This is a genomic window from Roseivivax isoporae LMG 25204 (assembly GCF_000521865.1).
Taxonomy (GTDB): Bacteria; Pseudomonadota; Alphaproteobacteria; order Rhodobacterales; family Rhodobacteraceae; genus Roseivivax; species Roseivivax isoporae.
Genome location: NZ_JAME01000001.1, coordinates 55382 through 80608, shown reverse-complemented (window position 1 = coordinate 80608; position 25227 = coordinate 55382). Strand labels below are relative to the sequence as shown.

The following is a 25227-nucleotide window of genomic DNA, read 5'->3' as shown; positions in this document are numbered from 1 at the left end:
GCGGGCGCTACTGCGCCCGGTTCCGCCCGGGAACGATCCCGTTGCGCGGCGCGCCGTGCCCGGTCTCGCCGTTCGTGCCCCGCGCCTGCCGCGTGATGTCGCCCGCGGCGAGAACCGGCGCGGCGTCGAAATTGCCGGCGCCGAGCATGCCCGCCACCCGTTCCAGCACGGCCACGACCATCGCCTGTTCCCAGTCGGGAAGCGCCTCGAAATGGCGCACGTAACGCTGCTGCAGCGCGTCGGGCGCCACCTCGACCTTTTCGAGGCCTGCTGGCGTGATGGTGAGGTCGATCTGGCGGCGATCGGTCGCCGACTGCTCGCGCTGGATCAGGCCCCAGGATTCGAGCTTCTTGATCAGGACCGAGATCGTCGCCTGGGTCACGCCCATCTGCGCCGCGACGTCGGTCGGATGGCACCGGCCGCGTTCCGCGACGATCTGCAGGACGCGCAGTTGCACCGCCGTCAGCCCCGCATCCCGCGCGAGGTCGCGGCCGTAAAGATCCGTCGCGCGCAGAATCCTGCGCAACGCAATCAGGCTTTCATCCGTTCTGTCTCTGTCCATGGGCGGCTCAATCGTCTCTGACCGGTGCGACGCCCCGCCGGATGCAAGGGCACAGGAGGCGGCGGCACTCTGAGTCGTCGTATAATCAAACATGTTATTTAGTTAGTCGAATAATCTACCGATACAAGCTGCGCAATGGCCCGGACGCATCATCCGTTCGCCATACACGGCATTCCTTTGCCATCAGCACGGGCTTGTCCACAAGTTTTAATCAATTAAAATCAGCGGCATAGATGACAAATGCCGTCGCACATGCCATTTCGGGGAAGAAAATTACTTTGCCTGTTGAAACATCTCGGCCATCGCCCTATCTTTAGCATCACGAACAAGAAGACGTAGTGAAGGTTCAGACCGATGCAGACACTTCAAAGCATGAAGGCCGAAGGAACGGTGACGTTCCGCAAACCCGTGCGCGAGGACGGCTCCGCGATCTGGGAACTGATCCGCGACTGCAAGCCGCTCGACGAGAACTCGATGTACTGCAATCTTCTGCAGTCCGACCATTTCCGCGACACCTGCGTCGTGGCGGAGAAGGATGGCGAGATCGTCGGCTGGATCTCGGCGTACGTGACGCCGCATGATCCCGACACCGTCTTCGTGTGGCAGGTCGCCGTGTCGAGCGCGGCCCGCGGCATGGGGCTTGGCACGCGCATGCTGAGCGCGCTGATGGCGCGCGAGGAGTGTGCAGAGGTCAAGCGCATGCAGACGACCATCACGCTCGACAACGATGCGTCCTGGGCGCTGTTCCGCAAGTTCGCCGAGCGGTCGAACGGCCTGCTCACCTCGGACGCCCACTTCACCCGCGACACGCACTTCGCGGGTGAGCACGCGACCGAGCACATGGTGACCATCACCTTCCGCGATGCGGTGCAGAGCGCGGCCTGAAACCCGCGCTCCCGCTCACGCGTTCACATCCCATTATTCAGTCCGGAGGACTAGGAATGTCGACAGACAAACAGATTTTCGCGCGCCGCGAATCCGAGGCGCGCAGCTATTGCCGCAATTTCGATACGGTGTTCACCAAGGCCGTCGGGTCCGAGATGACCGACACCGAGGGCAAGACCTATATCGACTTCCTCGCGGGCTGCTCGTCGCTGAACTACGGGCACAACGACCCGGACATGAAGCAGGCGCTGCTGGACCACGTGGCCGGTGACGGCATCGCGCACGGTCTCGACATGTACACCGCCGAGAAGGCGCAGTTCCTCGAGGCGTTCGAGAAGAAGATCCTTGAGCCGCGCGGCATGGACTACAAGGTCATGATGACCGGCCCGACCGGTACCAACGCGGTCGAGGCGGCGATGAAGCTCGCGCGCAAGATCACCGGGCGCCGCAACATCATCTCCTTCACCAACGGCTTCCATGGCATGACCATGGGCGCGCTGTCGCTGACCGGCAATGCCGGCAAGCGGGCGGGCGCGGGCAACAGCTGCGGCGGCCTCTGCGGCGTGACGCACCTGCCCTATGACGGCGCGTTCGGCGACGGTGTCGACACGCTCCAGCAGATCGAGATGATGCTGAACAACACGTCGTCGGGCATCGACAAGCCCGCGGCCTTCATCTTCGAGCCCGTCCAGGGCGAAGGCGGCCTCAACGCCGCGTCGACCGAGTGGATGCAGGGCATCGCACGGCTCGCCAAGGAACACGGCGCGCTCCTGATCGTGGACGACATCCAGTCGGGCTGCGGCCGCACCGGCACCTACTTCTCGTTCGAGGGCACGGGCATCGAGCCCGACCTGATCACGCAGGCGAAATCGCTGTCGGGCTTCGGCCTTCCGTTCGCGGCGCTGCTGATCAAGCGCGAGCACGACATCTGGAAGCCGGCCGAGCACAACGGCACCTTCCGCGGCAACACCCACGCTTTCGTCACCGCGCGCGTCGCGCTCGAGAAGTTCTGGAGCGACGACACCTTCCAGAAGAAGGTGCAGGAGAAGTCGGTCATGCTGACGACCGGCCTGCAGTCGGTCGCCGAGATCGTCCCGGGCGCCAGGCTCAAGGGCCGCGGCATGATGCAGGGCGTCGACGTGGGCTCGGGCGAGCTTGCCGGCGACATCTGCGCACGCGCCTTCGAGAAGGGCCTGATCATCGAGACCTCCGGCGCCGACGACGAGGTGGTCAAGGTGCTGGTCGCCCTGACCGTGTCCCCCGAGACGCTGCGCAACGGCCTCGAGATCCTGCGCGAGGCGACGCAGGAAGCGACCCAGAACCACAAAATCGCAGCGGAGTAACCAGACATGATCGTTCGTGACGTGAACAAGCTGAAGGACACCGACCGTTCGGTGTCCGACAAGAAGTGGACTTCGGTGCGGATGCTCCTGGCCGACGATGCGATGGGGTTCTCCTTCCACATCACCTACATCCAGGCCGGGTCGGAGCACACGTTCCACTACAAGAACCATTTCGAGAGCGTCTACTGCATCTCGGGCAAGGGCACGATCGAGGATCTCGCCACCGGCGAGACGCACCAGATCACCCCGGGCGTCATGTACGCGCTCGACAAGCACGACAAGCACACGGTGCGCTGCGAGGAGGAGCTGGTGCTCGCCTGCTGCTTCAACCCGCCCGTGACGGGCAAGGAAGTGCACCGCGAGGACGGCTCCTACGCGTCGCCCGACGAGGCGGCCTAAGCGACGGACGGGGACTGCATGACCTTCGATTTCAGGAACCACAGCGTCGAGAAGATCGGCGGCACGACGATGTCGCGTCTCGACGAGCTGCTCGAGCCCCTGTTCAGGGTGTCGCAACCGGACTACGGCCGCATGTTCGTGGTCTCGGCGTTCGGCGGCATCACGAACCTGCTGCTCGAGCACAAGAAGAGCGGCGAACCCGGCGTCTACGCCGAGTTCGCCAACGAGACGGCCGAGCACGGCTGGATGTCGGCGCTGACGCGCGTCGACCGTGCCATGCGCGAGGCGCACGAGAAGCTGCTCTCGCACAAGGGCGACAAGCAGGACGCCGACGACTTCGTGCGTGACCGCATCGAGGGCGCGCGCAACTGCCTGATCGACCTGCACCGGCTGTGTTCCTACGGGCACTTCCGCCTGTCGGCGCACATGCAGGTGACCCGCGAGCTCCTGTCGGGGCTGGGCGAGGCGCACTCGGCCTACGTGACCACGCTGCTCCTGCGCCGGAACGGCGTCGACGCGCGGTTCGTCGATCTCTCGGGCTGGCGCGACGAGCGCGAGATGAACCTCGAGGAGCGCATCCGCGACGGGCTGTCCGACATCGACCTCGAGAGCGAGATGCCGATCGTCACCGGCTACGCGCAATGCGTCGAGGGGCTGATGAACAAGTTCGACCGCGGCTATTCCGAGGTCACGTTCAGCCAGATCGCGGCGCTGACCAAGGCGCGCGAGGCGATCATCCACAAGGAGTTCCATCTCTCCTCTGCGGATCCGAAGCTCGTGGGCGCGGACAACGTGCGCAAGATCGGCCACACCAACTACGACGTGGCCGACCAGCTGTCGAACATGGGCATGGAGGCGATCCACCCGACCGCCGCCAAGGCGCTGCGCCAGGCCGAGGTGCCGCTGCGCGTGACGAACGCGTTCGAGCCCGAGGATCCGGGCACCGTGATCGACGAGGCCGAGGCCGAGAAGGGCGTGGCCGAGATCGTCTGCGGCCTGCATGTCTTCGCGCTCGAGCTCTTCGAGCAGGACATGGTCGGCGTTAAGGGCTACGACGCCCGCACGCTCGAGATCCTGACCAAGCATGACCTGCGCATCGTGTCCAAGACGTCGAACGCGAACACGATCACGCACTACGTGGACGCGCCGCTGTCGGCCATGCGCAAGGTCGAGGAAGAGCTCGCCAAGCACTACCCGCAATCCGAGATCAACGTGCGCTCGGCCGCGATCGCCTCGGTGATCGGCCGCGACCTGCGGGGCCTGCACGTGCTCGAACGCGGTCTCGGCGCGCTGCGCGAGGCGGGGATCGACGTGATCTCGGCCCACCAGACGACCCGCACGGTCGACGCGCAGTTCGTGATCCATCGCGACGACCTCGAGACCTGCATCAAGACCCTCCATGACACGTTCATGGGCAAGGGCGGCGCCACCGCGAAACTCGAGGCGGCGTGAAACAAGTCTGAACCTGACTGGCCCGCCCTCGTGGCGGGCTTTTTTTTGCCTTGCGCGGCGGGGCACTGCCCCCGAGGCGAGGGGTCCCGCGCCAGATCTCCCGGCGCCCCGGCAATCAGGAAACCCCGGTACCGCACCACGAGCCCCTTCGTGACGGGCACGCGGATCGCCACGTCGAAGCGGAAGGTGACGTCGGCGACGTATGCGCGCGCCTCGGATACCAGCAGCAGCCGGCGCGTCAGGGGGACTGGCTCCACGCATCCTGCGGTGACCGGATAGTGCAGACCGCCCGCGCGCGCATCGAGCCCAGCACGCGGCGGACGAGCAGGCACACCGGAGCGGTGCCGGGCGCGCGGAAATCGGTCATCGCGCCCTATGCCCCGCGCAAAGGGCCCGTCCCCCGCCCCGCGGACGAAGCGCCGCAGCCCCCTGCCCCGGTCGCGGCCTGCCTCAAAACGGCGGATAGGCCGGCGGGAAGATCTCGGTCTCGGGCGGATGGCCCCAGGTGCGGTCGGGATATTTCGCCCGCAGGCCGTCGAACTGCCGCTGCGCGCGGGCGCGCGCCTCCGCCATGTCGAGCCCCGCGACCTCTCCGTCCCGCATCGACAGGCGCCCGTCGACGAAGACCGCCCGCGTGACGCGCCCCGTGGCCCCGAGGACGAGGGTCCGCACCGGGTCGATCCGCGGCGCCATCAGCGCGTCCGACATGTCAAATACGGCGATGTCGGCCTTTGTCCCCGGCGCGAGCCGGCCGAGATCGGGCCGGCGCAGCGCGTCCGCGCCGCCGATCGTGGCGGCGTCGAACATGTGTTGCGGCGCCACCTCGTCAACCGCGTCGCCCGCCATGCGCGCCATAATCACCCCGACCGCCATGTTCAGCACCATGTCGGGCGGCGCGGTGTCGGTGCCCATCCCGATCCGGATGCCCCGCCGCCGCAGCTGGCCGAAGCTCTTCAGCATCGCGCCCGTCCGCGCGAAGACGAGCGGGCAATGCGCGACCGTCACGCCATGATCGGCATAGAGCGCCAGGTCCTCGTCGGTGGCGTAGTTGGCGTGCGGCGCGATGAGCCGCTCGTCGAGCGCGCCGATCCGGGCCAGCCAAGCCGGCGCGGTGGTGCCGTGCAGCGCCCGGACCGTGTCGCGTTCCATCTGGCCCTGCGCCATGTGCAGGCGCACCGGCAGGTCGAGGTCGCGCGCCACGTCCATCGTGCGGGTGAGGAGCGTCCCGGTGCAGGTCTCGACCCGGTCGGGCGCCAGCATCCCCTGCACGAGGCCGCCGTGGCTTCCCGCCCGCGCCTTGACGAAGCCGAGGGCGTCCTCGAGCCCCCGCAACCCGCGCGCCTCGTCGAAGCGCGGCTCGAGCGTGCCGGGCGCGGTGCAGACCATGCCGCCCGAGCGGTAGGCGGGGCCAAGCCAGACCCGCAGCCCGAGCGCGCCCGCGGCCTCTGCAGCCGCCTCGAACTCGGCAACCGTCTCGCCCCATTCCCGGTAGAAGAGCGAAGCGATGGGCAATGCCGAGGTGATGCCGTTGCAGAGGAGTTGCGCAAACGAGAACCGCTTCTGGAACGCGAGTTCCTCGGGGTCGTACATCTCGTATGGCCCGCGCGCGACGTAGCTTTCGGGCCAGACCCGCCCCTTGGCCCAGGGCGGGCCGCAATCGACGCCGAGGACGGTGGTGTCGAGATCCGACAGCGCGTCGAGATCGACGAGACCCGGCGACACCAGCACCTCGCCGAGGTCGATCCGGCGGGCGACCTCGCCCTCGAATCGTTGCCCGACGAAGAGCACGCGATCGTCCTCGATCACCACCTCGCCGTTCTCTAGCAGACGGTGCCCGCCGTCGCGGAAGGCGAGGATCCAGCGCGCCCGCAGCGCCGTGCGGCCCTCGGGGCGCGCGCCCAGTGTAAGCGTGTCGAGCATCACGGTGCCTCCCGCTCGGGTCTGCCCTGCCGGCCGGTCACGCGGCCGCCCTTCAGCGTCAGCGTGACCGGCCCGCCCGTCGCGACCGCCTCGGCGAGCGTGGTTCCGGGCAGAAGTGCCAGGTCGGCCGGGCGTCCCTCGGCGAGAACGTGATCGGCGACGCCCATCACCGCCGCGCCGCCGGTCGAGCAGACATGCAGCGCGAGCTCCACGTCGGCATCCGAGCGGAAATTGTTCTTCTGGGCGACGATGCGCGCGCGGTCGAGCATGTCGGGACGGTTCCAGGGGTTCCAGGTGTCGAGGACACCGTCGCAGCCCGCCCCCATGCGCAGCCCGGCGTCGAGCACCCGGCGCACCGAGGGCACCTCTCGCGAGGGCGCGCCGGTGGTCAGGATCGCCACGTCCTCCTCCGCAAGCGCCGCAAGCAGAGCCTCGGTCCTGACCCAGTCGGGCATGCCGAGGCAGAAGGCATGGCTGATCGCGACCCGCCCCCGCATCCCGAGCGCGCGGGTCCGCTCGATGATCATTTCCATCGAGAAGGCGCCGAGCTCGCCGGCCTCGTGCAGGTGGATGTCGATGCCGCGTCCGTGCCTTTCGGCCAGACCGAACACCGCGTCGAGATGGCCACGCGGATCGCGGTCGATCCCGCAGGGATCGAGCCCGCCCACGAGATCCGCCCCGAGCGCCATCGCCTCGTCCAAGAGCTCGCGCGTTCCCGGGCGACTGACGAGGCCCGATTGCGGAAAGGCGACGATCTCCATGTCGACGATGCCGCGCAGGTCCTCGCGCGTCGCCAGCACGCCCTCGAGCGCGGCAAGCCCGTTCTCGGTATCGACGTCCACGTGGCTGCGGACATGCGTGGTGCCGGCCCCGGCCAGCGCCAGCGCGTGGCGCATGGATTGCCGGCGCGGGTCGTGGCCGAGACGGCGCCGCTCGGCGCGTTCGTTGTCGATCATCGCGCGCAAGTCGGCGCCGACCACGTTTTCGTACCAGCCCATGCCCATCAGCGTCTTGTCGAGATGCGTGTGCGCCTCGACGAGCCCCGGCACGGCGATGGCGCCGCCTCCCTCCTCGACGGGAACGCCGGGCGCCTCGAGGGCCGGGCCGATACGGTCGATGCGCCCGCCGCGGACGAGGATGTCGCAGGCGGCGCCGCCCATGGGGCGGACATTTCGGATCAGGAGGTCGGTCATGCGGCCTCCGGGAACAGGCCGCCGGCCTTGGGACGCGGCGCGGCATAGGCACCCGCCTTCGAGGTCCGGTAGGTCGTGGCGGCGAGCGCCTCGGCGAGCGTCACCGCCGCGGTCACGCCGTCGATGACGAGGATGCCGGTCTCGGCCGTCAGACGGTCGCAGAGCTCCGCCATGCCGGCGCAGCCGAGCACCACGGCCTCGGCCCCGTCCTCGTCGCGCGCGGCGCGCGTCGCGGCGGCGATCAGCTCGTGCGCTCCGCCCGCCGCGTCCTCGACCGCGAGGACCGGCAGGTCGATCGCCCGCACGCGCCGGCAGCGCCGGCCCATGCCGTAGCGGTCCGCGAGGTCCTCGATGATGGGCACCGAGCGCGGCAGCGTGGTGACCACGGAGAACCGGGCGGACAGGATCGTCGCCGCCTGCATCGCCGCCTGGCAAAGGCCGATAACCGGCGCCGCGGCGACCTCGCGCGCGGCGTCGAGGCCGGGATCGTCGAAGCAGGCGATGACATGCGCGTCCGCGCCCCGGACCTCGGCCGCGCGGATCGCCGCAAGGAGCCCCGGCACCGACAGCGCCTCGTCGGCATAGCCCTCGATCGACACCGGCGCCCCGGCCACCGTGGCGAGGTCGATCTCGGTCCCGGGCCGGGCGACCCGGCGGGCGACGCGCCCGATCTGGGCGGTCATGGACGCCGTCGCGTTCGGGTTGACCACGTGGATGCGCATCACTCTGCCCCCGCCTTCCGGGGCGCGGCCTGCGGCGCCGCCTCCCATTCCGCCGCCTCGGCCGGCTTCTTCAGTTCGAACTGGCGGTCGGCCACGACGTAATTGTCCGCGTGGAGCCGCGCGAGCGGCTGGTAGACCGCGGGATCGACGTAGCGGCCGCTCGCGTCGAGGCAGTCGTCGCGCACGGTCATCTCGACCACCTCGCCGAGGATGATGGCCCGGCGCGGGTAGTCGATGATGCGCTCGACCCGGCACTCCATTGCGCAGGGCGTGCGCGCCACGTAATCCGCGCCGATCTGGCGGCAGGGACGCGTGCCGAGCCCGGCAAAGGCCGGCTCGTCCACCTCGGGCGCGAAGTTCACGCCGCAGAGGATCATGCCCTCGGCAAGCTCCATGTCGACCATGTTGACGCAGAACTCGCTGGTGCGGCGGATGTTGCGCAGGGTGTCCTTCTCGACGCCGTCGGGCCGCGACTGGATGCCGAGGATCACGATCGGCGGGTCCTGCGAGAACACGTTGAAGAAGCTCATCGGCGCGCCGTTGAGATGCCCGGCCTCGGACCGCGTGGTCACGAGCGCGATGGGACGGGGCCCGACGAAATTGGTCAGCAGCCGGTAGCGGTCCTGCGGCGGCAATCGGGTGAAGTCGAAGTCCATCAGCCGGCCTTTCTGGTCAGTGCGCCGAAATCATGTGCGGGAAGCCTGCCCTCCTCCACGGCATGGCAGCGCACCTGCGAGGCGCCCTGGGCGCGGTAGGCCGGCACCTCGCGCCGGCAGCGCTCTTCCGCGAGGGGGCAGCGGGGGTGGAAATGGCAGCCCGGGGGCGGCGTGATCGGGTTCGGCACCTCGCCCGCGGGCCGCTCGATGTCGCGGTGCGCCATCGACACGTCCGGCACCGTGTCGAGCAGGAGGCGGGTATAGGGGTGCTGGGGCGCCGAGAAGATCCGCTCCGCCGGGGCGAGCTCGACCAGACGGCCGAGATACATCACGCCGATCTGGTCCGAGATGTAGTTCACCACCGCGAGGTCGTGGCTGATGAAGAGGTAGGTCAGTCCCATCTCGCGCTGCAGCTCGCGCATGAGGTTCAGGATCTGCGCCTGCACCGACACGTCGAGCGCCGAGGTCGGCTCGTCGCAGACCAGGAACTCGGGCTTGGTCGAGATCGCGCGCGCGATCGAGATGCGCTGGCGCTGGCCGCCCGAGAACTCGTGGGGGAACTTCTCGCCATCCTCGGACGACAGCCCCACGAACTCGAGCAGGCGGTCGACCTCCTTGCGGCGGGCGCGGGCGTCGGGCTCGATGCCGAAGCTCTTCATGGGTTCGCCGATCACGCGCGCGACGCGCCAGCGGGGATTGAGGCTCGCGAACGGGTCCTGGAAGATCATCTGCATGCGCCGGCGCACGGCCGGCGGGCTACCCGCGGGGCTGCCGGCCAGTTCGTGCCCGTCGAAGCGGATGCTGCCGGCGCTTGGCCGCACGAGGCCCATCAGCAGCTTCGCCACGGTCGACTTCCCGCATCCGGATTCACCCACGAGCGACAGCGTGGTGCCGGGCTCGATTGAAAAGTCGATGCCGTCGACCGCGTGCACATGCTGTCGGCGGGCGCCGGACAGCAAGCGGTTGAGCATCGGCGGCGAGAGGTCGAACGTCTTCTTCAGGTTCGAGACGGTCAGAAGCGCGCTCATGCGGGAACCTCCGTGGTCAGGTGACAGGCGACCGCCGCGGCGGCCGTGCCGCGCAGCTCTGGCCGCCGCTCGACGCAGGGCGCGAAGCGGTGCGGGCAGCGCGGCGCGAAGGCGCAGCCGGGCGGGCGCGCATGCGGTCGCGGCATGGCGCCCTCGATCTGCGCCAGCCGGTCCGGCCGCGGCCCGATCCGCGGGATCGAGGCCATCAGACCCTCGGTGTAGGGGTGGCGCGGATTGGCGAGCACCCGGGCGACCGGCCCGACCTCGACGATCCGGCCCGCATACATCACCGCGACGCGGTCCGCCGTCTCGGCGATCACGCCCATGTCGTGGGTCACGAGGATCACCGCCACGCCGGTCTCGCGGGCGAGCCGCCGCAACAGCGCGATGATCTGCGCCTGCACGCTCACGTCGAGCGCGGTGGTGGGCTCGTCCGCGATCACCAGCCGCGGCTCGGCGCAGAGTGCCAGCGCGATCACCACGCGCTGGCGCATGCCGCCCGAATACTGGTGCGGATAGGTGTCGATGCGTGCCTCGGGCGCCGGGATCCCGACCCGCCTCAGCCAGTCGATTGCCCGCTCGCGCGCCGCGGCCCGCGACAGCCCGAGATGGGTCTGGATCGTCTCGATCAGCTGCTCGCCCACGGTCAGCACCGGGTTGAGGCTCGTGAGCGGGTCCTGGAAGATCGCGCCGATCCGCCGGCCGCGGATGCGTCGCATCGCCTCGGGCGGCAGGGTGTCGATGCGTTCGCCCTCGAGCGTGATGCGGCCCCCCGCGATGTGTCCCGGCGGCTCGATCAGGCCGATGATGGCCGCGCCGGTCATCGACTTGCCCGCCCCGCTCTCGCCCACCATGCCGAGGATTTCCCCCGGCTCGACGGACAGAGAGACGTTCTCGATGGCATTCACCGACCCGCGGCGGCCGGGAAAGGTCACGGTCAGGTCTTCCACGGTCAGAAGTGTCATGGTCGTTACCTCAGCTTCGGGTTCAGGGCGTCGCGCAGCCAGTCGCCCAGAAGGTTGACGGCCAACACCAGCACCACGAGCACGACCGAGGGAAAGATCACGACCCACCAGATGCCCGAGAACAGGTACTCGTTGCCGATGCGGATGAGCGTGCCGAGCGAGGGCTGCGTCGCCGGCATGCCGACCCCGAGGAAGGACAGCGTCGCCTCGGTCAGGACGGCCATGCCGAGGTTGATGGTGGCGATCACCAGCACGGGACCCAGCACGTTCGGCAGGATGTGTTGGATCATGATGCCGCTGCCCGACACGCCGTTGATGCGCGCGGCCTGCACGTATTCCTTCTGCCGCTCGACCATGGTCGAGCCGCGCACCGTGCGGGCATACTGCACCCAGTTGGTCAGCCCGATGGCGAGGATCAGCACCCAGATCGCCGCATCCGCGTGCTGGTCGGGGGGCAGGACGCCCCGGGCGATCCCGTTCACGAGGAGCGCGACGAGGATCGCCGGAAAGCTCAGGAGGATGTCGGCGACCCGCATGATCGCGGCGTCGACGATCCCGCCCAGGAACCCGCCGAGAAGACCGAGCGTGATCCCCAGCGCGGCCGCCAGCGCCACCGAGGCGAAGCCCACGACGAGCGACAGCCGCAGCCCGTAGAGGATGGCCGAGTAGAGATCGCGCGCCTGCTGGTCGGTGCCGAGGATGTAGCGCGGATCGCCCCCGTCGATCCACATGGGCGGCAGCTCGCTGTCGAGCAGGAAGAGCTGCGAGATGTCGTAGGGGTTCTGCGTCGCGAGCCAGGGCGCGAAGATCGCGGCGCCGAAGAGCACGAGGAGGACGAGGCTCGAGACGCGCGCGGTCCAGGACTTCCGGAAGCTCCAGAAAAGGTCGCTGTCGAGCGCGCGGTGGAAGGTCGTGTCTGCCATTGGTGCCTCCCGTCCCTCAATGCGCCGCGCGCGCGGCATCCGCGCGCAGGCGCGGGTCGAGCACCGCGTAGAGGAGATCGACGCTGGTGTTGATGACGACGAAGATCAGGCTGACCAGGACGAGGTAGGCCGCCATCACGGGCACGTCGCCGAAGCTGACCGCCTGGATGAACAGCGCGCCCATGCCCGGCCACTGGAACACCGTCTCGGTGATGATGGCAAAGGCGATGAGGCCGCCGAGCTGCAGGCCGAAGATCGTGATGACCGGGATCAGCGTGTTCTTGAGCGCGTGCCGGAAATGGATCGACCGGTTCGGCAGGCCGCGGGCGCGGGCGAACTTGATGTAGTCCGTGCGCAGCACCTCCATCATCTCGGCCCGCACGAGCCGCATGATGAGCGTCAGCTGGAAGAGGCAGAGCATGACCGAGGGAAGGATCAGTGCCTTGAGCCCCGACACGGTCAGGAACCCGGTCGACCACCAGCCGATGTCGACCACGGTGCCGCGCCCGAACGAGGGCAGCCAATTGAGCCAGACCGAGAAGACGAGGATCAGGAGGATACCCGTCACGAAAGTCGGCAGCGAGATCCCGATCAGCGACACGAATTGCAGCGTCTGCGCCGACAAGCTGCCGGGCTTCAGCGCCGTCAGGATGCCGAGCGGGATGCCCACGAGGAGCGACAGGCCCGCCGCGACCAGAACGAGCTCTGCCGTCGCCGGGAACCGTTCGGCCAGGAGCGTCGAGACCGGGCGCGCGTTGCGCCAGGACAGGCCGAAATCCCCCTGCGCGGCGCGCGCCACGAAGCGCCCGTACTGGACCCAGAGCGGCTGGTCGAGGCCCAGTCTCTCGCGGACGGCCTCGCGTTCCTCGGTCGTGGCGGTCTCGGCCACCATCGAGTTGACCGGGTCGCCCATGAAACGGAACATCATGAAGGCGATCAACGCGACGGCGAGCATCACGAAGATCGACTGGATGATGCGGCGGATCAGAAATCCGAGCATGAGGGGCTCCTTCCTCGGGGGTGGGACGGATCTACGGGGCGGGACGCGATGCGACCGCGCCCCGCCGCCCGGTCAGTTCTGGATGCGCGCGTACCAGAGGCGCACGAGGTCGTCGGCGGCCTGCGGGATCTCGACGCTGTCGCGCACCGCCCAGGACAAGGGCTGCTGGTGCAGCGGCAGCCAGGCCACGTCCTCGTGCGCGAGCATCAGCGCCTCCTGCATCATGGAGAGCCGCTTTTCGGGGTCGAGCTCGACCGCGACGCCACGGGTCAGCTCGTCGACGCGCGGGTTCGCGTAGCCCGCCGGCGTGAAGGTGCCGTACTCGCCTTCCGGCGTCGCCAGCATCGCCGACAGGACCGAGAAGCCGTCGAGCATGGGCAGCGTCGCCCAGCCCAGCATGAAGACGTCCACCTCGCGGTTGTCGACCTTCTGGAAGTGGATCTGGCGCGGTTCGGCGAGGAGCCGCGGCTTGAAGCCCGCCTGCGCCATCATCGCCGCCATCGCCTGGCAGATCGCCTCATCGTTCACGTAGCGGTCGTTCGGGCAGTTGAGGTTGAACGCGAAGCCGTCGGGATAGCCCGCCTCGGCCAGGAGCGCCCGTGCCTTCTCGGGGTCATAGGGCAGCCGTTCGTCCATCGCCTCGCTGTAGCCCGTCACCTGCGGCGCGATCAGCGACCCGGTGACCCGCGACTTGCCGCGCATGATGCGGTCGCGGATCAGGTCCATGTTGATCGCGTGGTAGAGCGCCTGGCGCACGCGCAGGTCCTTGAGCGGATTGCCCTCGACGTCGCCGTCGACGAGGCTGTCGCCCATGTTGATGCCCATCATGATGCTGCGCAGGCCGGGGTTCTCGAGCATCCGCACGCCCTCGGCGGCCTCGATGCGCGCGGCGTCCTGCAGCGGGGCGGGCTCGATGAGGTCGATCTCGCCCGACAGGAGCGCCGCGACCCGCGTCGCGTCCGACCCGATGGGCGAATGCTCGATCCGGGTCAGGTTGTGCTGCGGCGTGTCCCACCAGTCCTCGTTCACCACGAGCACGTTCAGCGCGTCGGGGCGGCGGCTCTCGAGCCGGAAGGGCCCGGTGCCGTTGGCGTTGTTGGTGGTGTAGCCCTCCTCGCCCTGGCTCGCGTCGATGGGCGTCGTGGCGCCGTGCTCCTCGAGCCAGCCGCTGTCGAGGATGAAGATGTTGGTCAGGTAGTTGTTGAGCAGCGGCGCCGGCCCTTCGAGCACCAGGTCGACGGTCAGATCGTCGACGATCTCGACCGCCTTCAGGCCCGGCAGGTTGCCGCGCAGGGGCGATTTCGGATCGACCGCCCGCATCAGCGATACCTGCACGTCCGCGGCATCGAAGGTCTCGCCGCCGTGGAAGGTCACGCCCTCCCGCAGGGTGAAGCGGACGCGCGCCGGCTCGATCACCTCCCACGACGTCGCGAGAGCCGGCTCGACGGTCATGTCGGCGTCGTAGCGCACCAGCGGCTCGTAGATGTGGTGGGTGAAGATGTTGGTGAAGCTGTCGGTCACCGCGTGCGGGTCGAGCCCGTACACGTCGCGGGCGGTGGCGTAACGCAGGGTTTCCGCGCTGGCCCCGGTCGCGATGCAGCCGAGCACGGCGGCAGTCATCATCAGGTCGCGATACATCATGTGGTCTCCCGTTGGATCTTGCGCGGTTCCGCCGCCCGAGGCCGGCTGTCCGCGTCAGCAATATTGCAAACAGGTTCACCAATAATTGTCTACAATTTTTACTACTTGTGCGAACAAAATTGTTGCCATAAGTTTAGGCAAAATGGAAAGTCTCACTGAATCAAAAGGATGAACGTCTTGTCCCCCTCAGAGACTTCGACCGACACGCCGCAGACCGAGGTCTACAACCGGATCTGGCGCGCGATCGCGGACCGCAAGATGCGTCCGGGCACCCGACTCAAGGAGGAACAGCTCGCCGAGATCTTCTCGGTCAGCCGCGCCCGGATTCGCCACGCGCTGACCGCGCTGCAGCATGACGGGCTCGTCACCATCGTTCCCCATCGCGGCGCCTTCGTCGCGCAACCCTCGATCGAGGAGGCGCGCGACATCTTCTTCGCCCGCCGCACCATCGAGACGCAGCTGGCCGCCCGGCTCTGCGCCGCGGCCACGCCCGACACCGTCGCGCGGCTCGAACGGCACGTGCAGAGCGAACGCGCGGCGCTCGCCGCCGGGGACACCCGCACCGCGATCCGGCTGTCGGGCGGCTTCCACCTGCTCGTGGGAGAGCTCGCGGGATCGCCCTATCTCTGGGAGGTTCTGCGCGACCTCGTCTCGCGCACGTCGCTCATCATCGCCATGTACCAGGTCCGCACGGGCACCGATTGCGGTCCCGACGAACATGCCGAGATCGTGGCCGCCATCACCCGCGGCGACGCGGCGCGGGCCACCGACCTCATGGTGCACCACCTCGAACATCTGGAGGGGTCGCTCGACCTGGACCAGGATTCGATCGCCGGCGGCGACCTGAAGGACATCCTGCTGTGAGCGCACCCGCCATGCACGACATCGTCGTCCGCTGCGAGACCATCCTGACCGTGGACGACAGCCGCCGCGTGCTCGAGGACGGCTGGATCGCCGTCACCGGCGACCGCATCGCGGCGATCGGCACCGGCGCGCCGCCCGAGGGCCGGACAGTGATCGACCGCCCCGGGCTCATCGCCCTGCCCGGCCTCGTCGACGCGCATTCCCACGCGGGGCACGGCCTCGTCCGCGCGGCGGGCGACGGCGACGGCGACCTGTGGTTCCGCATCTGCGAGCGGATCTACGCGGGCCCAGCCACGCCGTCCTTCTGGCGGGCCGAGGCGGACCTCGCTCTGCTCGAGCGTCTGATGGCGGGGGTAACCACCGCGGTCTCGCTGCTCGGCGGCGGGCCCGACGTGCTGCGCACCGACACGCCAGCGGCGGGCGACGCCCATTGCGCCGCGACCCGCGACGCGGGCCTGCGCACGGTTATGGCGGTCGGCCCCGGCAGGCTGCCGTTCCCGCGCACCTTCGGGCCGGACGGCCGGCAGGTGGCGTTCCGGGACCAGCTCGACGTCAGCGCGGACCTCATCGCGCGGCACGACGACGTGCTGGGCCGCGGCACCGGCGTCGCGCTGATCCTGCCGGTCTATGCCGGGCACCACATGGACGACCACGCGGCCGAGATCCGGACGATGTCGCGGGACATCCGCGACCTGCAGGACCGCACCGGCGTGCTCTTCACCCAGGACGGCCACCGCGGGGGCACCATCGCGCTGGCGGCCGAGCTGGACCTCCTGACCCCGCGTGCCGCGCTCAGCCACAGCGTCGACCTGGTCGAGGCCGATTTCGCCACGCTCGTCGCCACGGGCGCGTCGATCATCCACAACCCTTCGGCCATCATGTCGATCCTCGGACGCTGCCCGGTGCCGGAACTGATCGAGGCGGGCGTCACCGTCTGCCTCGGATCGGACGCGGGCGCGCCCGACCGCGGCTTCGACATGTTCCGCCACATGGCGCAGGCCATGCATTATCACCGCCGCCACTTCCGCGATCCGAACGTCCTGCCCGAGGGCAAGGTGCTCGAGATGTGCACCCGCGACGCCGCCCGGGCGCTCGGGCTCGAGGCCGAGATCGGCTCGCTCGAGGTGGGCAAGAAGGCCGACATCGTGCTGCTCAACGGCCGGAGCGCGCATCTCTGGCCACCGGTCATGCCGCTCAACCGCGTCACCCATTTCGCCGGCGCCGCCGACGTGTCCACGGTGATCGTCGACGGCCGCGTGGTCCTGCGCGACCGGATACCGCAGCACGTCTCGGCCGACGACATCCTGGGCGCGGCCGCGGCCGAGGCCGACCGCGTCTTCGCGGCCTGCGGCATGGCGGACACCCGCCGGGAGGGATCCGAAACCTGGTCCGCCGCCCGCCGCACCGGCAGCGGCTACGCCCCCTCGGGCTCGCGCCGCTAGTTCCGCGCGTCAGCGGCTGTGCTCGTCCGGGATGCGCAGCCGCGTCGCGCCGACGCACAGGACCGCGCCCACCACCGCGAAGACGCCGGCGACGCCTGTCACCAGCACGGCGCCGCCGAAGCCCAGGGGCACGACGGCCTGCGTGAAGCGGTTGAAGCCCAGCCGGACGCCCAACACCTCGCCCAGCTTGTCCCGCGGCGACAGTGCGATCGTCGTCGAGATCGACAGCGGCTGACCGAGACCCAGCGCGAGCCCGATGCCGATCGAGGCAAGCGTAAGAAGGACGATGCCGTCGAGCATGGGCAGCGCGAGGAACAGGATGCCCCCGAGCAGGATCGACGAGACCACCACGCGATTCTTGCCGAAGCACTCCACCAGCGGAAGCAGGGCCACGCGCATCACAACGCCTCCTCCGTTGTGGAGCCCGATGATGACCCCGATCGTCCCCGCGGACAGGCCGATCGACGCGGCATGGAGCGGGAAATAGGCGACATAAATATCCTTGGCCATCAGGATGAGAGACGAGATCAGGAAGGCGCGGCCCATGTAGGGGTTGTAGCCCAGAACGCGCAGCGGATTGCCGGCGGGGAACGGCGCGACGCCCGGGGTCGCGTCTGGCCTGTCCGCTGGCAGCCTGACCGCGACGAGGAGCGATGCGAGCGTCACCCCGCCGAGCATCAGGAAGGACGGCCCGTAGCCCAGCGTTTCTGCGATGAAACCCGCAGGGAACGGTCCCGCGAAGCTTGCAAGCGCGACGCCGAGGCTGAAGATCGCAACGTTGCGCTCGCGCGCCCCGGCCTCGGCCGCGAGCGCGCCGACACTGCGCTGAGCCGCGAGGATGAAGAGCGTCGACGCGCTCCCCGTCACGACCTGCGAGGCGTAGAGACCCGGGCGCCCTGGCATCAGCTCGGGCAGCGCGAGGCCGAGCGCGGCCACGATCGTGCACGTGATCAGCATCGAGCGGCTGCCGCGCAGGTCGAGCCAGCGGCCGGCGCGCAAGGCAAGGAACAGCGGCAACGTGGCGAACAGCGCGACCAGCACGCCGATCTCTGCCGGCCCGATCCCCAACTCGCTGGCGTAAAGCGGCACGATGGGTCGCGTGCCAAGCACGCCCGCAAGGTGAAAAAAGGCCGCGAACGCCACCAGCGGGTGGCGCCGTGCCGGCCGACCGGTCATTCCGGTCATGCGCGCCGGGCGCGGCGACGGAGGGCGATCGTCACGGCATACACTGGGACGGCTGCCACAGGGTGCCGTCGGGACCCTGCCCCAGGGTCAGGTTCAGCTCGAACTCGTAGACATCAGGACGGTAGAGCGCGCGGATCCGCTCCACCGCCGCGCCGTTCTCGTCCCGCACTACACGCTTGATACAGAGGAGTGCCGAGCCCACCTCGACGCCGAGGAGGTCGGCCACGACATAGTCTGCGGAGCGGGCCATCACCTTCTGGTGGGCCCCCGCGATCTTGACCCCGGCCATCTCGAAGAGCCGCAGGAGCGGCGTCGTTGCCATGTCCTCGGCGCTGTAGGTCCGTCCGATGTCCTCGCGCACCCATGTCTCGGCGTAGGAAAACGGCCGGTCCTTCAGGCTGCGCAGGCGCACCGCGCGCTGCGCGATGGTGCCGGGCGCCACGCCCATATCGCTCGCGGCGTCGGGCGGCGTCTGGGTGTACTCGAACTCCAGCACCTTGACCTGGGTACTGAGCCCCATGGCGAGGAGGTTCTCGACCAGCCCGCTGACATCGGCCTGCACAGGCGTTTGCGACGACGGCGGAACCGCGAAGGTGCCGCGGCCGCGCTGGCGCAGGATCAGCCCTTCGCGCTCGAGCCGCTCCATCGTCTTGCGCAGGGTGACGCGCGACACGCTGTAGGCACGCGCCAGCTCGATCTCGCTCGGCATGGGCTTGTCCGGATCGAACTTGCGGTCGAGGATCTGCTCGCGGAGGACCAGATAGATCCGATGATACAACGGTGTCGGATCCATCATGGACGACCGGCCCCACTTCCTGTCTCGCACCCGTTTGGCGCAGTCGGCGCCGGCATCGGGGCAGTAAAGAGATCCTCGTCTCCGAGCGTCAAGCCCGCCCTCGTTGCAGTCTTCGGCGGCGGCCGCAAAGAATTTATTGCAAAAGTATTAATATGTAGTCAACCTGACATTAAGACCTGACTGGAGTGACGACGCGCACATGGACTTCGAACTGACGCAGGAGCAACGCCTCTTCCGTGATTCCGTAAGCGGGTGGGCCGAACGGACCCTGGCCGGCGGGGCGCTGGAACGCGCCCGGGCCCCCAGCTTTCCGTTCGACGTGGCGCGCGAGGCGGCGAAGATGGGACTGCTCGGCATCACCATTCCCGAGGCGGACGGCGGGCAGGGCGGAACGCTGATGGACGCCGTCATCGCCATCGAGGCGGTGGCGCTGGTCTGCCCGAAATCCGCCGATGTCATCCAGGCCGGAAATTTCGGACCGATCCGCACCTTTGCCGAATACGCCACGCCCGACCAGAAGGCACGCTACCTGTCCGGGCTTCTCGCAGGAGAGACGGTCATCGGGCTCGGCATGACCGAGGCCGAGGCCGGCTCGGCAGTGACGGACCTCAGGACCACGGCCCGCCCCGCACCCGACGGCCAGGGGTGGCTGCTGAAGGGTGGAAAGGTCTTCACCAGCCACTCGGCCGAGGCAAACGTGTTCCTCGTCTACTGCCGCTTCGGGGAGGGCGTGGGCCAGATCGGTTCGGTCATCGTCGAGCGCGGCATGCAGGGCTTTTCCCTCGGCACACCAGCCAGCTACATGAACGGCGAGACGTGGTGCCCGCTCTTCTTCGATGACGTGTTCATCCCGGAAGAGAACCTGTTGCTGGGCCCCGGGGGCTTCAAGAAACAGATCACTGGCTTCAACGCCGAGCGGATCGGCAACTCCGCCCGTGCACTCGCCGTGGGGCGGCATGCCTTCAACACCGCGCGCGACTACGCCGCGCAGCGACGCCAGTTCGGCCGCACGCTCAGCGACTTCCAGGGCCTGCAATGGAAGTTTGCCGACATCCACGCACAGATGGAGGCAGCGCAGCTCCTGCTCTACCGGGCGGCGGTCAGCGCCGACCACGGGCTGCCCGACGCCCAGCACACCGCGGTTGCCAAGCTCATGTGCAACGAGGTCGGCTTTCGCGCCAGCAACGAGGCGATGCAAGTCATGGGTGGCATGGGCTACTGTCAGGAGACTCTCGTCGAATACTGCTTCCGCAAGACGCGCGGCTGGCAGATCGCCGGCGGATCGCTCGAGATGATGCGCAACCGCATCGCCGAAGGCGTGTTCGGCACCCGCTTTTCGCAACGCGGGCCGCGCTCATGACGCTGGCCGGGACCAGGACGCCGGATACAAGGCTGGCGCAGGCGTTGTTCTCCCCGCGCTCCGTGGCGCTTGTAGGGGCGTCCTCGAACCCGGCCAAGACCACGGCACGCCCGCTGCGCTACCTTCGGAAACACGGCTATGCGGGGCAGATCTTCCCCATCAACCCGGGTGTCGAAACGATCGATGGCCTCGCGGCCTGTGCGTCGCTCGCGGACGCGCCCGACGGCATCGATCATGCCTTCATCCTCGTGGCCGCCGACGCGGTGGCGCAGGCCGTGCGCGACTGTGCCGCGCGAGGCATCCGCTGCGCCACGATCCTGAGCGACGGCTTCGCCGAGGCAGGCGCGACCGGCGCCGACCGGCAGGAGGCGGTCGCCCGGGCGGCGCGCGAGGGAGGCGTGCGACTGCTGGGGCCCAACTCCATCGGGATCATCGACACCGAGGGCTTCACCTGCAGCGCCAACGCGACGCTCGAGATGGATGCCCTGCCGCGCGGCCGGTACGGCGTCATCTCGCAGAGCGGCAGCATGATCGGCGCTCTGCTGTCGCAGGGCGCGGCGCGCGGCATAGGGTTTTCGAGCCTCGTCTCGGTCGGCAACGAGATCGACCTGACCGTGGGCGAGATCGGCGAGGTCATGCTGCAGGACCCGCGCTGCGAGGCGATCCTGCTGTTCCTCGAGTCGATCAAGGACCGGGCGGCATTGGCGCGTTTTGCCCGCGCCGCCCAGGCCACCGGCAAGCCCGTCCTCGCCTACAAGCTCGGTCGGTCCGAGGCCGGACAGGCGCTAGCCGCGACCCATACCGGCGCGCTCGCTGGAAGCGACGCCGTGGCGGACGCGCTCCTCGCACATCTCGGGATCGCCCGCGTGCGCATCCTCGAGACCCTGTTCGAGGCGCCGCCGCTGTTTCTCGGATCGGGCGCTCCGAAGGGCCGGCGCGTGGCCGTCGTGACGACCACGGGCGGCGGTGGCGCGATGGTGGTGGACGCGCTCGCATCGCTCGGGCTCGAGATGGCGCCGCCCCTGTCCGAGGTCCACGCGATCCTCGCTGAACATGGCGTGACGGGAAGCCCGGCCGGTCTGATCGACCTGACGCTGGCCGGCACGCGGCCGGCGCTTGTGCGCGCCGTCCTTGACGCCCTTCGGGCGAGCGACGATGTCGACGCGATCGCCATGGTCATCGGCTCGTCGTCGCAGTTCCATCCCGAACTCGCCGTGGCGCCGCTGCGTGGCTTCGCGCAGGGCGCGAAACCCCTCGGGGTCTACCTCGTGCCGGCCGCCGACGAATCACGCCTCCTGCTGACAGAGGAAGGGCTGGCCGTGTTCCGGACGGCGGAGTCCTGCGCCGAAGGGTTGCGTGCGCGGCTCACGCGCTGTCCGCCCGAAGCCGAAGCTGCACCCGACGCACATCTCGCTCGTTCGGTCCGCGCCCTTTTCAACGCGGCCGACGATCCGGCCCTCGACGAGATCGAGGCCCGCCGGCTTTGCGACCTTCTCGGCATCTCCGGGCCCGAGGGAGGCCTTGCCGACAGCGCCACGGCGGCAGGCGAGATCTTCGCGCGCCTCGGCAGCGATCCGGTGGCACTCAAGATCGTGTCACCGGACATCCCGCACAAGTCCGACACTGGCGGTCTGATCCTGGGCCTGACCGACCGCGCGGCGGTGGAGACGGCCTTCGACCGGCTGATGGCGACTCAACGCGCGGCGCATCCCAGGGCGCGCCTTCGCGGCGTGCTCGTGCAGCGGATGGAAACGGGCATCGCCGAGGCGCTCGTGGGCTTCCGCCGTGACCCGCAACTTGGCCCGGTGGTTATGCTGGGCGCGGGCGGCGTTCTCGCGGAGGCTCTGCGCGACACTGCCATCCGCGTGGCCCCCGTGACGACCGAGGAAGCGCGGCGGATGCTCAACGAGGTGTCTTTCCTGCGTGTTGCCCGGGGTTTCCGCAACCGGCCGCGGGGCGATCTCGACGCGCTGGCCGACGCGGTCGCGCGACTGTCGCGTCTCGCGCTTTGCGACGACGTGGCAGAGGCGGAGATCAACCCGCTTCTGATGCTGGAAGAGGGCCGCGGAGTGCGTGCCCTGGATGCGCTTGCGGTGCGGCGCGGCTCCCCTTCGGAGGAGGAGGGGGAGGATGCACCGCCCGGACGGGAGCCGGAAAGGGAGGACTGATGACCGAGCAAGCGGGATCGAAGGGCCACGTGCCCCTGATCGAATTCCGGGGCGTGGGCAAGCGCTTCACGGTGAAGGGAGAACCGCTCCAGGCGGTCAGGGACATCGACCTGAAGGTGCGCGAGGGCGAGATCCTCACGCTGGTTGGTCCATCGGGTTGCGGCAAGTCCACGCTGCTCAACATGGCCGCAGGGCTCTTCGAGGCCACCGAGGGCGAGGTGATCTACCGCGGAGCACCGGTGAAGCCCTACAACAATTCCGTGGGCTACATGACGCAGAGCGATCACCTGCTGCCCTGGCGCGACGTGATCGGCAACATCGCGATCCCGCTCGAGATCAAGGGGCTGCCCAAGGCGCAGGTCGTTGCCCGCGTCGAGGAACTGATGGAGACCGTCGGGCTTACCGGCTTCGGCCGCAGCTACCCCAACCAGCTCTCCGGAGGCATGCGCAAGCGCTGCGCGCTGGCGCGGCTCCTCGCCTACGATCCCGAGACGCTGCTGATGGACGAGCCGTTCGCCGCGCTCGACGCGATGCTGCGGATGCGCATGCAAATCGAGATACGCGCGCTCTGCCGACGGCTCGGGAAGACGGTGATGTTCGTGACCCACGACCTCGACGAGGCGGTGGCGATCGGCGACCGCTGCGTGGTCTTCACCGGACGCCCCGGCACCATCGAGCGGGTGGTCGACGTGCCGCTGCCGCCCGACCGCGACATCCTGCAGCTGCGCAAGGACCGCGATTACCAGGAGATCACGGCAACGTTGTGGGACGTCCTGGCGCCCGCTGTCGGAATGGGGGACTGACCATGGAAGAGCTGAGCAAGACGCGCATCTGGGTCCTGCGAGCCATGTTCCTCGCCTTCGTCATCATCGGCTGGGAACTCTCCTCGGGCCGACTGGCCTCGGAATTCTTCATCAGCCGCCCCTCGGCCATCGCCCAGATGTTCTGGGAATGGACGCTCTCGGGAAAGATCTTCTACCACGGGGCGATCACCCTGCTCGAGGCCCTCTCGGGCTTCCTGCTCGGCGGGCTGATCGGGATGGTGATCGGCGTCTGGCTGGGCCGCGCGCAGCTGGTGGCCGAGGTCCTCGATCCTTTCATCATGATGTTCTACAGCCTGCCCAAGGTCGCGCTCGCGCCGCTTTTCGTGCTTTGGTTCGGCATCGGGATCGACATGAAGATCCTGCTGACCGCGACCATCGTCTTCTTTCTGGTGTTCCTGAACACCTACACGGGCGTGCGCGCGGTCAGCCGCGAACAGATCGCGATCCTGCGGCTCATGGGAGCGAACGAGCGGCACGTGCTCTTCAAGGTCGTGCTGCCCTCGGCGGTGACCTGGGTGTTCACCGGGTTGCGCCTGTCTGTCCCCTACGCCCTGATCGGCGCCATCGTGGGCGAGCTCATCGCCTCGAACCGGGGTCTTGGCTACCTGCTGGCCGACTCCGCCGGCCAGTTCGACACGACCGGCGTCTTCACCGCGCTCATCGGCATCATGGCCATGGCCTTCTGCCTGAACGCGGCCGTCAAGCTCATCGAGATCCGGGCGATGCCCTGGCGCGAGACGAACTCGAAGCGCGAGATGTCGATCTGACGAAACCCGCCCCACCGCCGCGGCGGTGGGGCGTCCCGCGGTCGGGAGGATGGACCGCATTGCAACCAAGGGAGGAATAACACCATGACGTTCTTCGGAAAATTCGGGAAGGGAGCAGTGCGTGTCGCTGCCGCGGGCGCACTGTCGCTGGCAGCCGGCGCGGCCTTGGCACAGGACCGCATCAACTTCGCCATGCCAAGCGTCGGGATGCTCTACCTGCCGGTCTACGTTGCCGAGCAGATGGGCTATTTCGCGGACGAAAACATTGACCCCAACCTGCAGGTCTTCAAGGCCGGCGGCGGCACGTCCATGGCCGCGGTTCTGGGCGGCGACATGGACGTCTACATCGGCTCGACCTCTGCGGCGCTGCGCGCTGCGTCGAAGGACACGAACGCGGTCATCGCCGGCGCGCTGATGACGCAATACGCATCGAACGTCGTGATGCGCGGCGCCTATGCCGAGGAAAAGGGGCTGACCGAGGACAGCAGCATCGAGGACCGCCTCGCGGCACTCGAAGGCGCGCGCATCGGCGTGACCGGCGCGGGCAGCGGCACGCACCAGCTGGCGCTCTACATGCTGACCGAGGCAGGTCTCGATCCCGAGCGCGACGCGACGGTCAATTTCGTCGGCGGCTCGAACGAGATCCTCGCGGCCTTCTCGCGCGACCGGATCGACGCTTTCACGCTGTCGAACCCGACGAGCGACACGGCCATCGCGGATTTCGACGGCTTCATGCTGTTCAACACCGCCGCGGGCGCCTTGCCCGATCTTGACGGCCACCTCTACATCTCGGTGAACACCCGCCGCGCATGGCTGGACGAGAACCCCGATCTCGCGCGGCGGATGATGGCGGCACTGCAGCGCGCGCAGGAGGCCATGCACGACCCCGACACCACGGAAGAGGCGCGCGACATGGTTTACGAAGCCTATTTCGAGCGGTTCGACAAGGAGCTGTTCGACCGCGCATGGACCTCTGTCGTGCCGGCCTACCCGACCTCGCCCGAGATCACGCGCGAGCAGATGGAGCGCGTCGTGACCTTCCTCGAGACGTTCTCGGACGAGAAGTTCGAGGGCCTCGACATCGATTCCGCCTACACCAACGAACTCTTCGACACGGCCTCGAACTGAGGCC

General features: G+C 68.7%; 23 protein-coding genes. 11 read left to right on the top strand and 12 right to left on the bottom strand.

Annotated features, from left to right (window positions below; translation table 11 throughout):
- Positions 1-7 precede the first annotated feature (7 nt).
- Positions 8-562 carry a MarR family winged helix-turn-helix transcriptional regulator gene (locus tag RISW2_RS00365; RefSeq protein WP_051491681.1) on the bottom strand — a complete coding sequence of 185 codons (555 nt, stop codon included), beginning with the start codon at positions 560-562 and terminating at the stop codon, positions 8-10.
- A 354-nt stretch (positions 563-916) separates the two neighbouring features.
- Here RISW2_RS00365 and ectA point away from each other — a divergent pair, with 354 nt between their 5' ends.
- Genes ectA through RISW2_RS00345 form a run of 4 tightly spaced genes read left to right on the top strand, consistent with a single transcriptional unit; the run spans position 917 to position 4641 of the window.
- On the top strand, positions 917-1447 hold the full coding sequence (gene ectA, locus RISW2_RS00360; protein WP_084615195.1) for a diaminobutyrate acetyltransferase: 531 nt from the start codon (positions 917-919) through the stop codon (positions 1445-1447).
- Positions 1448-1503: 56 nt separating this feature from the next.
- The gene (ectB, locus tag RISW2_RS00355) at positions 1504-2790 is read left to right on the top strand and encodes a diaminobutyrate--2-oxoglutarate transaminase (RefSeq protein ID WP_043765149.1); all 1287 of its coding nucleotides are present in this window, start codon (positions 1504-1506) and stop codon (positions 2788-2790) included.
- A gap of 6 nt (positions 2791-2796) precedes the next feature.
- Positions 2797-3189 (top strand): ectoine synthase, encoded by a 393-nt coding sequence (locus tag RISW2_RS00350; protein ID WP_043765147.1) that lies wholly within the window; start codon positions 2797-2799, stop codon positions 3187-3189.
- Positions 3190-3207: 18 nt separating this feature from the next.
- Positions 3208-4641 carry an aspartate kinase gene (locus tag RISW2_RS00345; RefSeq protein ID WP_043765145.1) on the top strand — a complete coding sequence of 478 codons (1434 nt, stop codon included), beginning with the start codon at positions 3208-3210 and terminating at the stop codon, positions 4639-4641.
- A gap of 450 nt (positions 4642-5091) precedes the next feature.
- Here RISW2_RS00345 and RISW2_RS00340 read toward each other — a convergent pair whose 3' ends face one another.
- The 9 genes from RISW2_RS00340 to RISW2_RS00300 form a co-directional block, all read right to left on the bottom strand.
- Positions 5092-6561 (bottom strand): amidohydrolase family protein, encoded by a 1470-nt coding sequence (locus tag RISW2_RS00340; protein WP_043765143.1) that lies wholly within the window; start codon positions 6559-6561, stop codon positions 5092-5094.
- Positions 6561-7754 (bottom strand): amidohydrolase family protein, encoded by a 1194-nt coding sequence (locus tag RISW2_RS00335; protein ID WP_043765140.1) that lies wholly within the window; start codon positions 7752-7754, stop codon positions 6561-6563. The genes RISW2_RS00340 and RISW2_RS00335 overlap by 1 nt, the downstream gene beginning before the upstream one ends.
- On the bottom strand, positions 7751-8476 hold the full coding sequence (locus tag RISW2_RS00330; protein ID WP_043765138.1) for an aspartate/glutamate racemase family protein: 726 nt from the start codon (positions 8474-8476) through the stop codon (positions 7751-7753). The genes RISW2_RS00335 and RISW2_RS00330 overlap by 4 nt, the downstream gene beginning before the upstream one ends.
- A complete protein-coding gene (locus RISW2_RS00325) occupies positions 8476-9132 on the bottom strand; it encodes a flavin reductase family protein (RefSeq protein ID WP_043765135.1) in 657 nt (218 codons plus the stop codon). The genes RISW2_RS00330 and RISW2_RS00325 overlap by 1 nt, the downstream gene beginning before the upstream one ends.
- Positions 9132-10160: an ABC transporter ATP-binding protein gene (locus RISW2_RS00320; protein WP_051491680.1), complete on the bottom strand. Its 1029-nt coding sequence runs from the start codon at positions 10158-10160 to the stop codon at positions 9132-9134. Before RISW2_RS00320 ends, RISW2_RS00325 begins: the two co-directional genes overlap by 1 nt.
- Positions 10157-11125 carry an ABC transporter ATP-binding protein gene (locus RISW2_RS00315; RefSeq protein ID WP_043765133.1) on the bottom strand — a complete coding sequence of 323 codons (969 nt, stop codon included), beginning with the start codon at positions 11123-11125 and terminating at the stop codon, positions 10157-10159. Before RISW2_RS00315 ends, RISW2_RS00320 begins: the two co-directional genes overlap by 4 nt.
- 5 nt (positions 11126-11130) lie before the next feature.
- Positions 11131-12048, bottom strand: a complete 918-nt coding sequence (locus tag RISW2_RS00310; RefSeq protein WP_084615194.1) for an ABC transporter permease — start codon at positions 12046-12048, stop codon at positions 11131-11133.
- Between the two features lie 16 nt (positions 12049-12064).
- Positions 12065-13048: an ABC transporter permease gene (locus RISW2_RS00305; protein WP_043765128.1), complete on the bottom strand. Its 984-nt coding sequence runs from the start codon at positions 13046-13048 to the stop codon at positions 12065-12067.
- Between the two features lie 72 nt (positions 13049-13120).
- Complete coding sequence (locus RISW2_RS00300) at positions 13121-14689, bottom strand: ABC transporter substrate-binding protein (RefSeq protein ID WP_051491677.1); 1569 nt, start codon at positions 14687-14689, stop codon at positions 13121-13123.
- Between the two features lie 177 nt (positions 14690-14866).
- Between RISW2_RS00300 and RISW2_RS00295 the strand changes: the two genes are divergently transcribed.
- Positions 14867-15553, top strand: a complete 687-nt coding sequence (locus tag RISW2_RS00295) for a GntR family transcriptional regulator (protein ID WP_211238649.1) — start codon at positions 14867-14869, stop codon at positions 15551-15553.
- Positions 15550-16995 (top strand): amidohydrolase family protein, encoded by a 1446-nt coding sequence (locus RISW2_RS00290; RefSeq protein ID WP_211238648.1) that lies wholly within the window; start codon positions 15550-15552, stop codon positions 16993-16995. Before RISW2_RS00295 ends, RISW2_RS00290 begins: the two co-directional genes overlap by 4 nt.
- 9 nt (positions 16996-17004) lie before the next feature.
- On the opposite strand, the gene RISW2_RS00285 is transcribed toward RISW2_RS00290, so the two are convergent.
- The gene (locus RISW2_RS00285) at positions 17005-18171 is read right to left on the bottom strand and encodes an MFS transporter (RefSeq protein ID WP_043765122.1); all 1167 of its coding nucleotides are present in this window, start codon (positions 18169-18171) and stop codon (positions 17005-17007) included.
- A 40-nt stretch (positions 18172-18211) separates the two neighbouring features.
- On the bottom strand, positions 18212-18958 hold the full coding sequence (locus RISW2_RS00280; protein WP_162164305.1) for a GntR family transcriptional regulator: 747 nt from the start codon (positions 18956-18958) through the stop codon (positions 18212-18214).
- A 217-nt stretch (positions 18959-19175) separates the two neighbouring features.
- On the opposite strand from RISW2_RS00280, the gene RISW2_RS00275 reads away from it, so the two are divergent.
- The 5 genes from RISW2_RS00275 to RISW2_RS00255 all read left to right on the top strand — a co-directional run bounded on the left by RISW2_RS00275 (position 19176) and on the right by RISW2_RS00255 (position 25223).
- Complete coding sequence (locus RISW2_RS00275) at positions 19176-20336, top strand: acyl-CoA dehydrogenase family protein (protein ID WP_043765120.1); 1161 nt, start codon at positions 19176-19178, stop codon at positions 20334-20336.
- Entirely contained in the window at positions 20333-22504 is a 2172-nt protein-coding gene (locus RISW2_RS00270) for an acetate--CoA ligase family protein (protein ID WP_084615192.1), read from the top strand. The genes RISW2_RS00275 and RISW2_RS00270 overlap by 4 nt, the downstream gene beginning before the upstream one ends.
- Positions 22504-23307, top strand: a complete 804-nt coding sequence (locus RISW2_RS00265; protein WP_043765118.1) for an ABC transporter ATP-binding protein — start codon at positions 22504-22506, stop codon at positions 23305-23307. Before RISW2_RS00270 ends, RISW2_RS00265 begins: the two co-directional genes overlap by 1 nt.
- Positions 23308-23309: 2 nt before the next feature.
- The gene (locus tag RISW2_RS00260; RefSeq protein WP_043765116.1) at positions 23310-24095 is read left to right on the top strand and encodes an ABC transporter permease; all 786 of its coding nucleotides are present in this window, start codon (positions 23310-23312) and stop codon (positions 24093-24095) included.
- Positions 24096-24179: 84 nt separating this feature from the next.
- Positions 24180-25223, top strand: a complete 1044-nt coding sequence (locus tag RISW2_RS00255) for an ABC transporter substrate-binding protein (RefSeq protein WP_051491670.1) — start codon at positions 24180-24182, stop codon at positions 25221-25223.
- Positions 25224-25227: the final 4 nt, after the last annotated feature.

Bases quoted from the DNA above. Each gene is read 5' to 3' on its own strand.
- RISW2_RS00320 (WP_051491680.1), bottom strand. From the start codon at position 10,160: ATGAGCGCGCTTCTGACCGTCTCGAACCTGAAGAAGACGTTCGACCTC.
- RISW2_RS00330 (WP_043765138.1), bottom strand. From the start codon at position 8,476: ATGCGCATCCACGTGGTCAACCCGAACGCGACGGCGTCCATGACCGCC.
- RISW2_RS00335 (WP_043765140.1), bottom strand. From the start codon at position 7,754: ATGACCGACCTCCTGATCCGAAATGTCCGCCCCATGGGCGGCGCCGCC.
- RISW2_RS00315 (WP_043765133.1), bottom strand. From the start codon at position 11,125: ATGACACTTCTGACCGTGGAAGACCTGACCGTGACCTTTCCCGGCCGC.
- RISW2_RS00285 (WP_043765122.1), bottom strand. From the start codon at position 18,171: ATGACCGGTCGGCCGGCACGGCGCCACCCGCTGGTGGCGTTCGCGGCC.
- RISW2_RS00300 (WP_051491677.1), bottom strand. From the start codon at position 14,689: ATGATGTATCGCGACCTGATGATGACTGCCGCCGTGCTCGGCTGCATC.
- ectA (WP_084615195.1), top strand. From the start codon at position 917: ATGCAGACACTTCAAAGCATGAAGGCCGAAGGAACGGTGACGTTCCGC.
- RISW2_RS00310 (WP_084615194.1), bottom strand. From the start codon at position 12,048: ATGGCAGACACGACCTTCCACCGCGCGCTCGACAGCGACCTTTTCTGG.
- RISW2_RS00270 (WP_084615192.1), top strand. From the start codon at position 20,333: ATGACGCTGGCCGGGACCAGGACGCCGGATACAAGGCTGGCGCAGGCG.
- RISW2_RS00325 (WP_043765135.1), bottom strand. From the start codon at position 9,132: ATGGACTTCGACTTCACCCGATTGCCGCCGCAGGACCGCTACCGGCTG.
- RISW2_RS00350 (WP_043765147.1), top strand. From the start codon at position 2,797: ATGATCGTTCGTGACGTGAACAAGCTGAAGGACACCGACCGTTCGGTG.
- RISW2_RS00365 (WP_051491681.1), bottom strand. From the start codon at position 562: ATGGACAGAGACAGAACGGATGAAAGCCTGATTGCGTTGCGCAGGATT.
- RISW2_RS00275 (WP_043765120.1), top strand. From the start codon at position 19,176: ATGGACTTCGAACTGACGCAGGAGCAACGCCTCTTCCGTGATTCCGTA.
- RISW2_RS00260 (WP_043765116.1), top strand. From the start codon at position 23,310: ATGGAAGAGCTGAGCAAGACGCGCATCTGGGTCCTGCGAGCCATGTTC.
- RISW2_RS00255 (WP_051491670.1), top strand. From the start codon at position 24,180: ATGACGTTCTTCGGAAAATTCGGGAAGGGAGCAGTGCGTGTCGCTGCC.
- RISW2_RS00265 (WP_043765118.1), top strand. From the start codon at position 22,504: ATGACCGAGCAAGCGGGATCGAAGGGCCACGTGCCCCTGATCGAATTC.
- RISW2_RS00340 (WP_043765143.1), bottom strand. From the start codon at position 6,561: ATGCTCGACACGCTTACACTGGGCGCGCGCCCCGAGGGCCGCACGGCG.
- RISW2_RS00305 (WP_043765128.1), bottom strand. From the start codon at position 13,048: ATGCTCGGATTTCTGATCCGCCGCATCATCCAGTCGATCTTCGTGATG.
- RISW2_RS00345 (WP_043765145.1), top strand. From the start codon at position 3,208: ATGACCTTCGATTTCAGGAACCACAGCGTCGAGAAGATCGGCGGCACG.
- ectB (WP_043765149.1), top strand. From the start codon at position 1,504: ATGTCGACAGACAAACAGATTTTCGCGCGCCGCGAATCCGAGGCGCGC.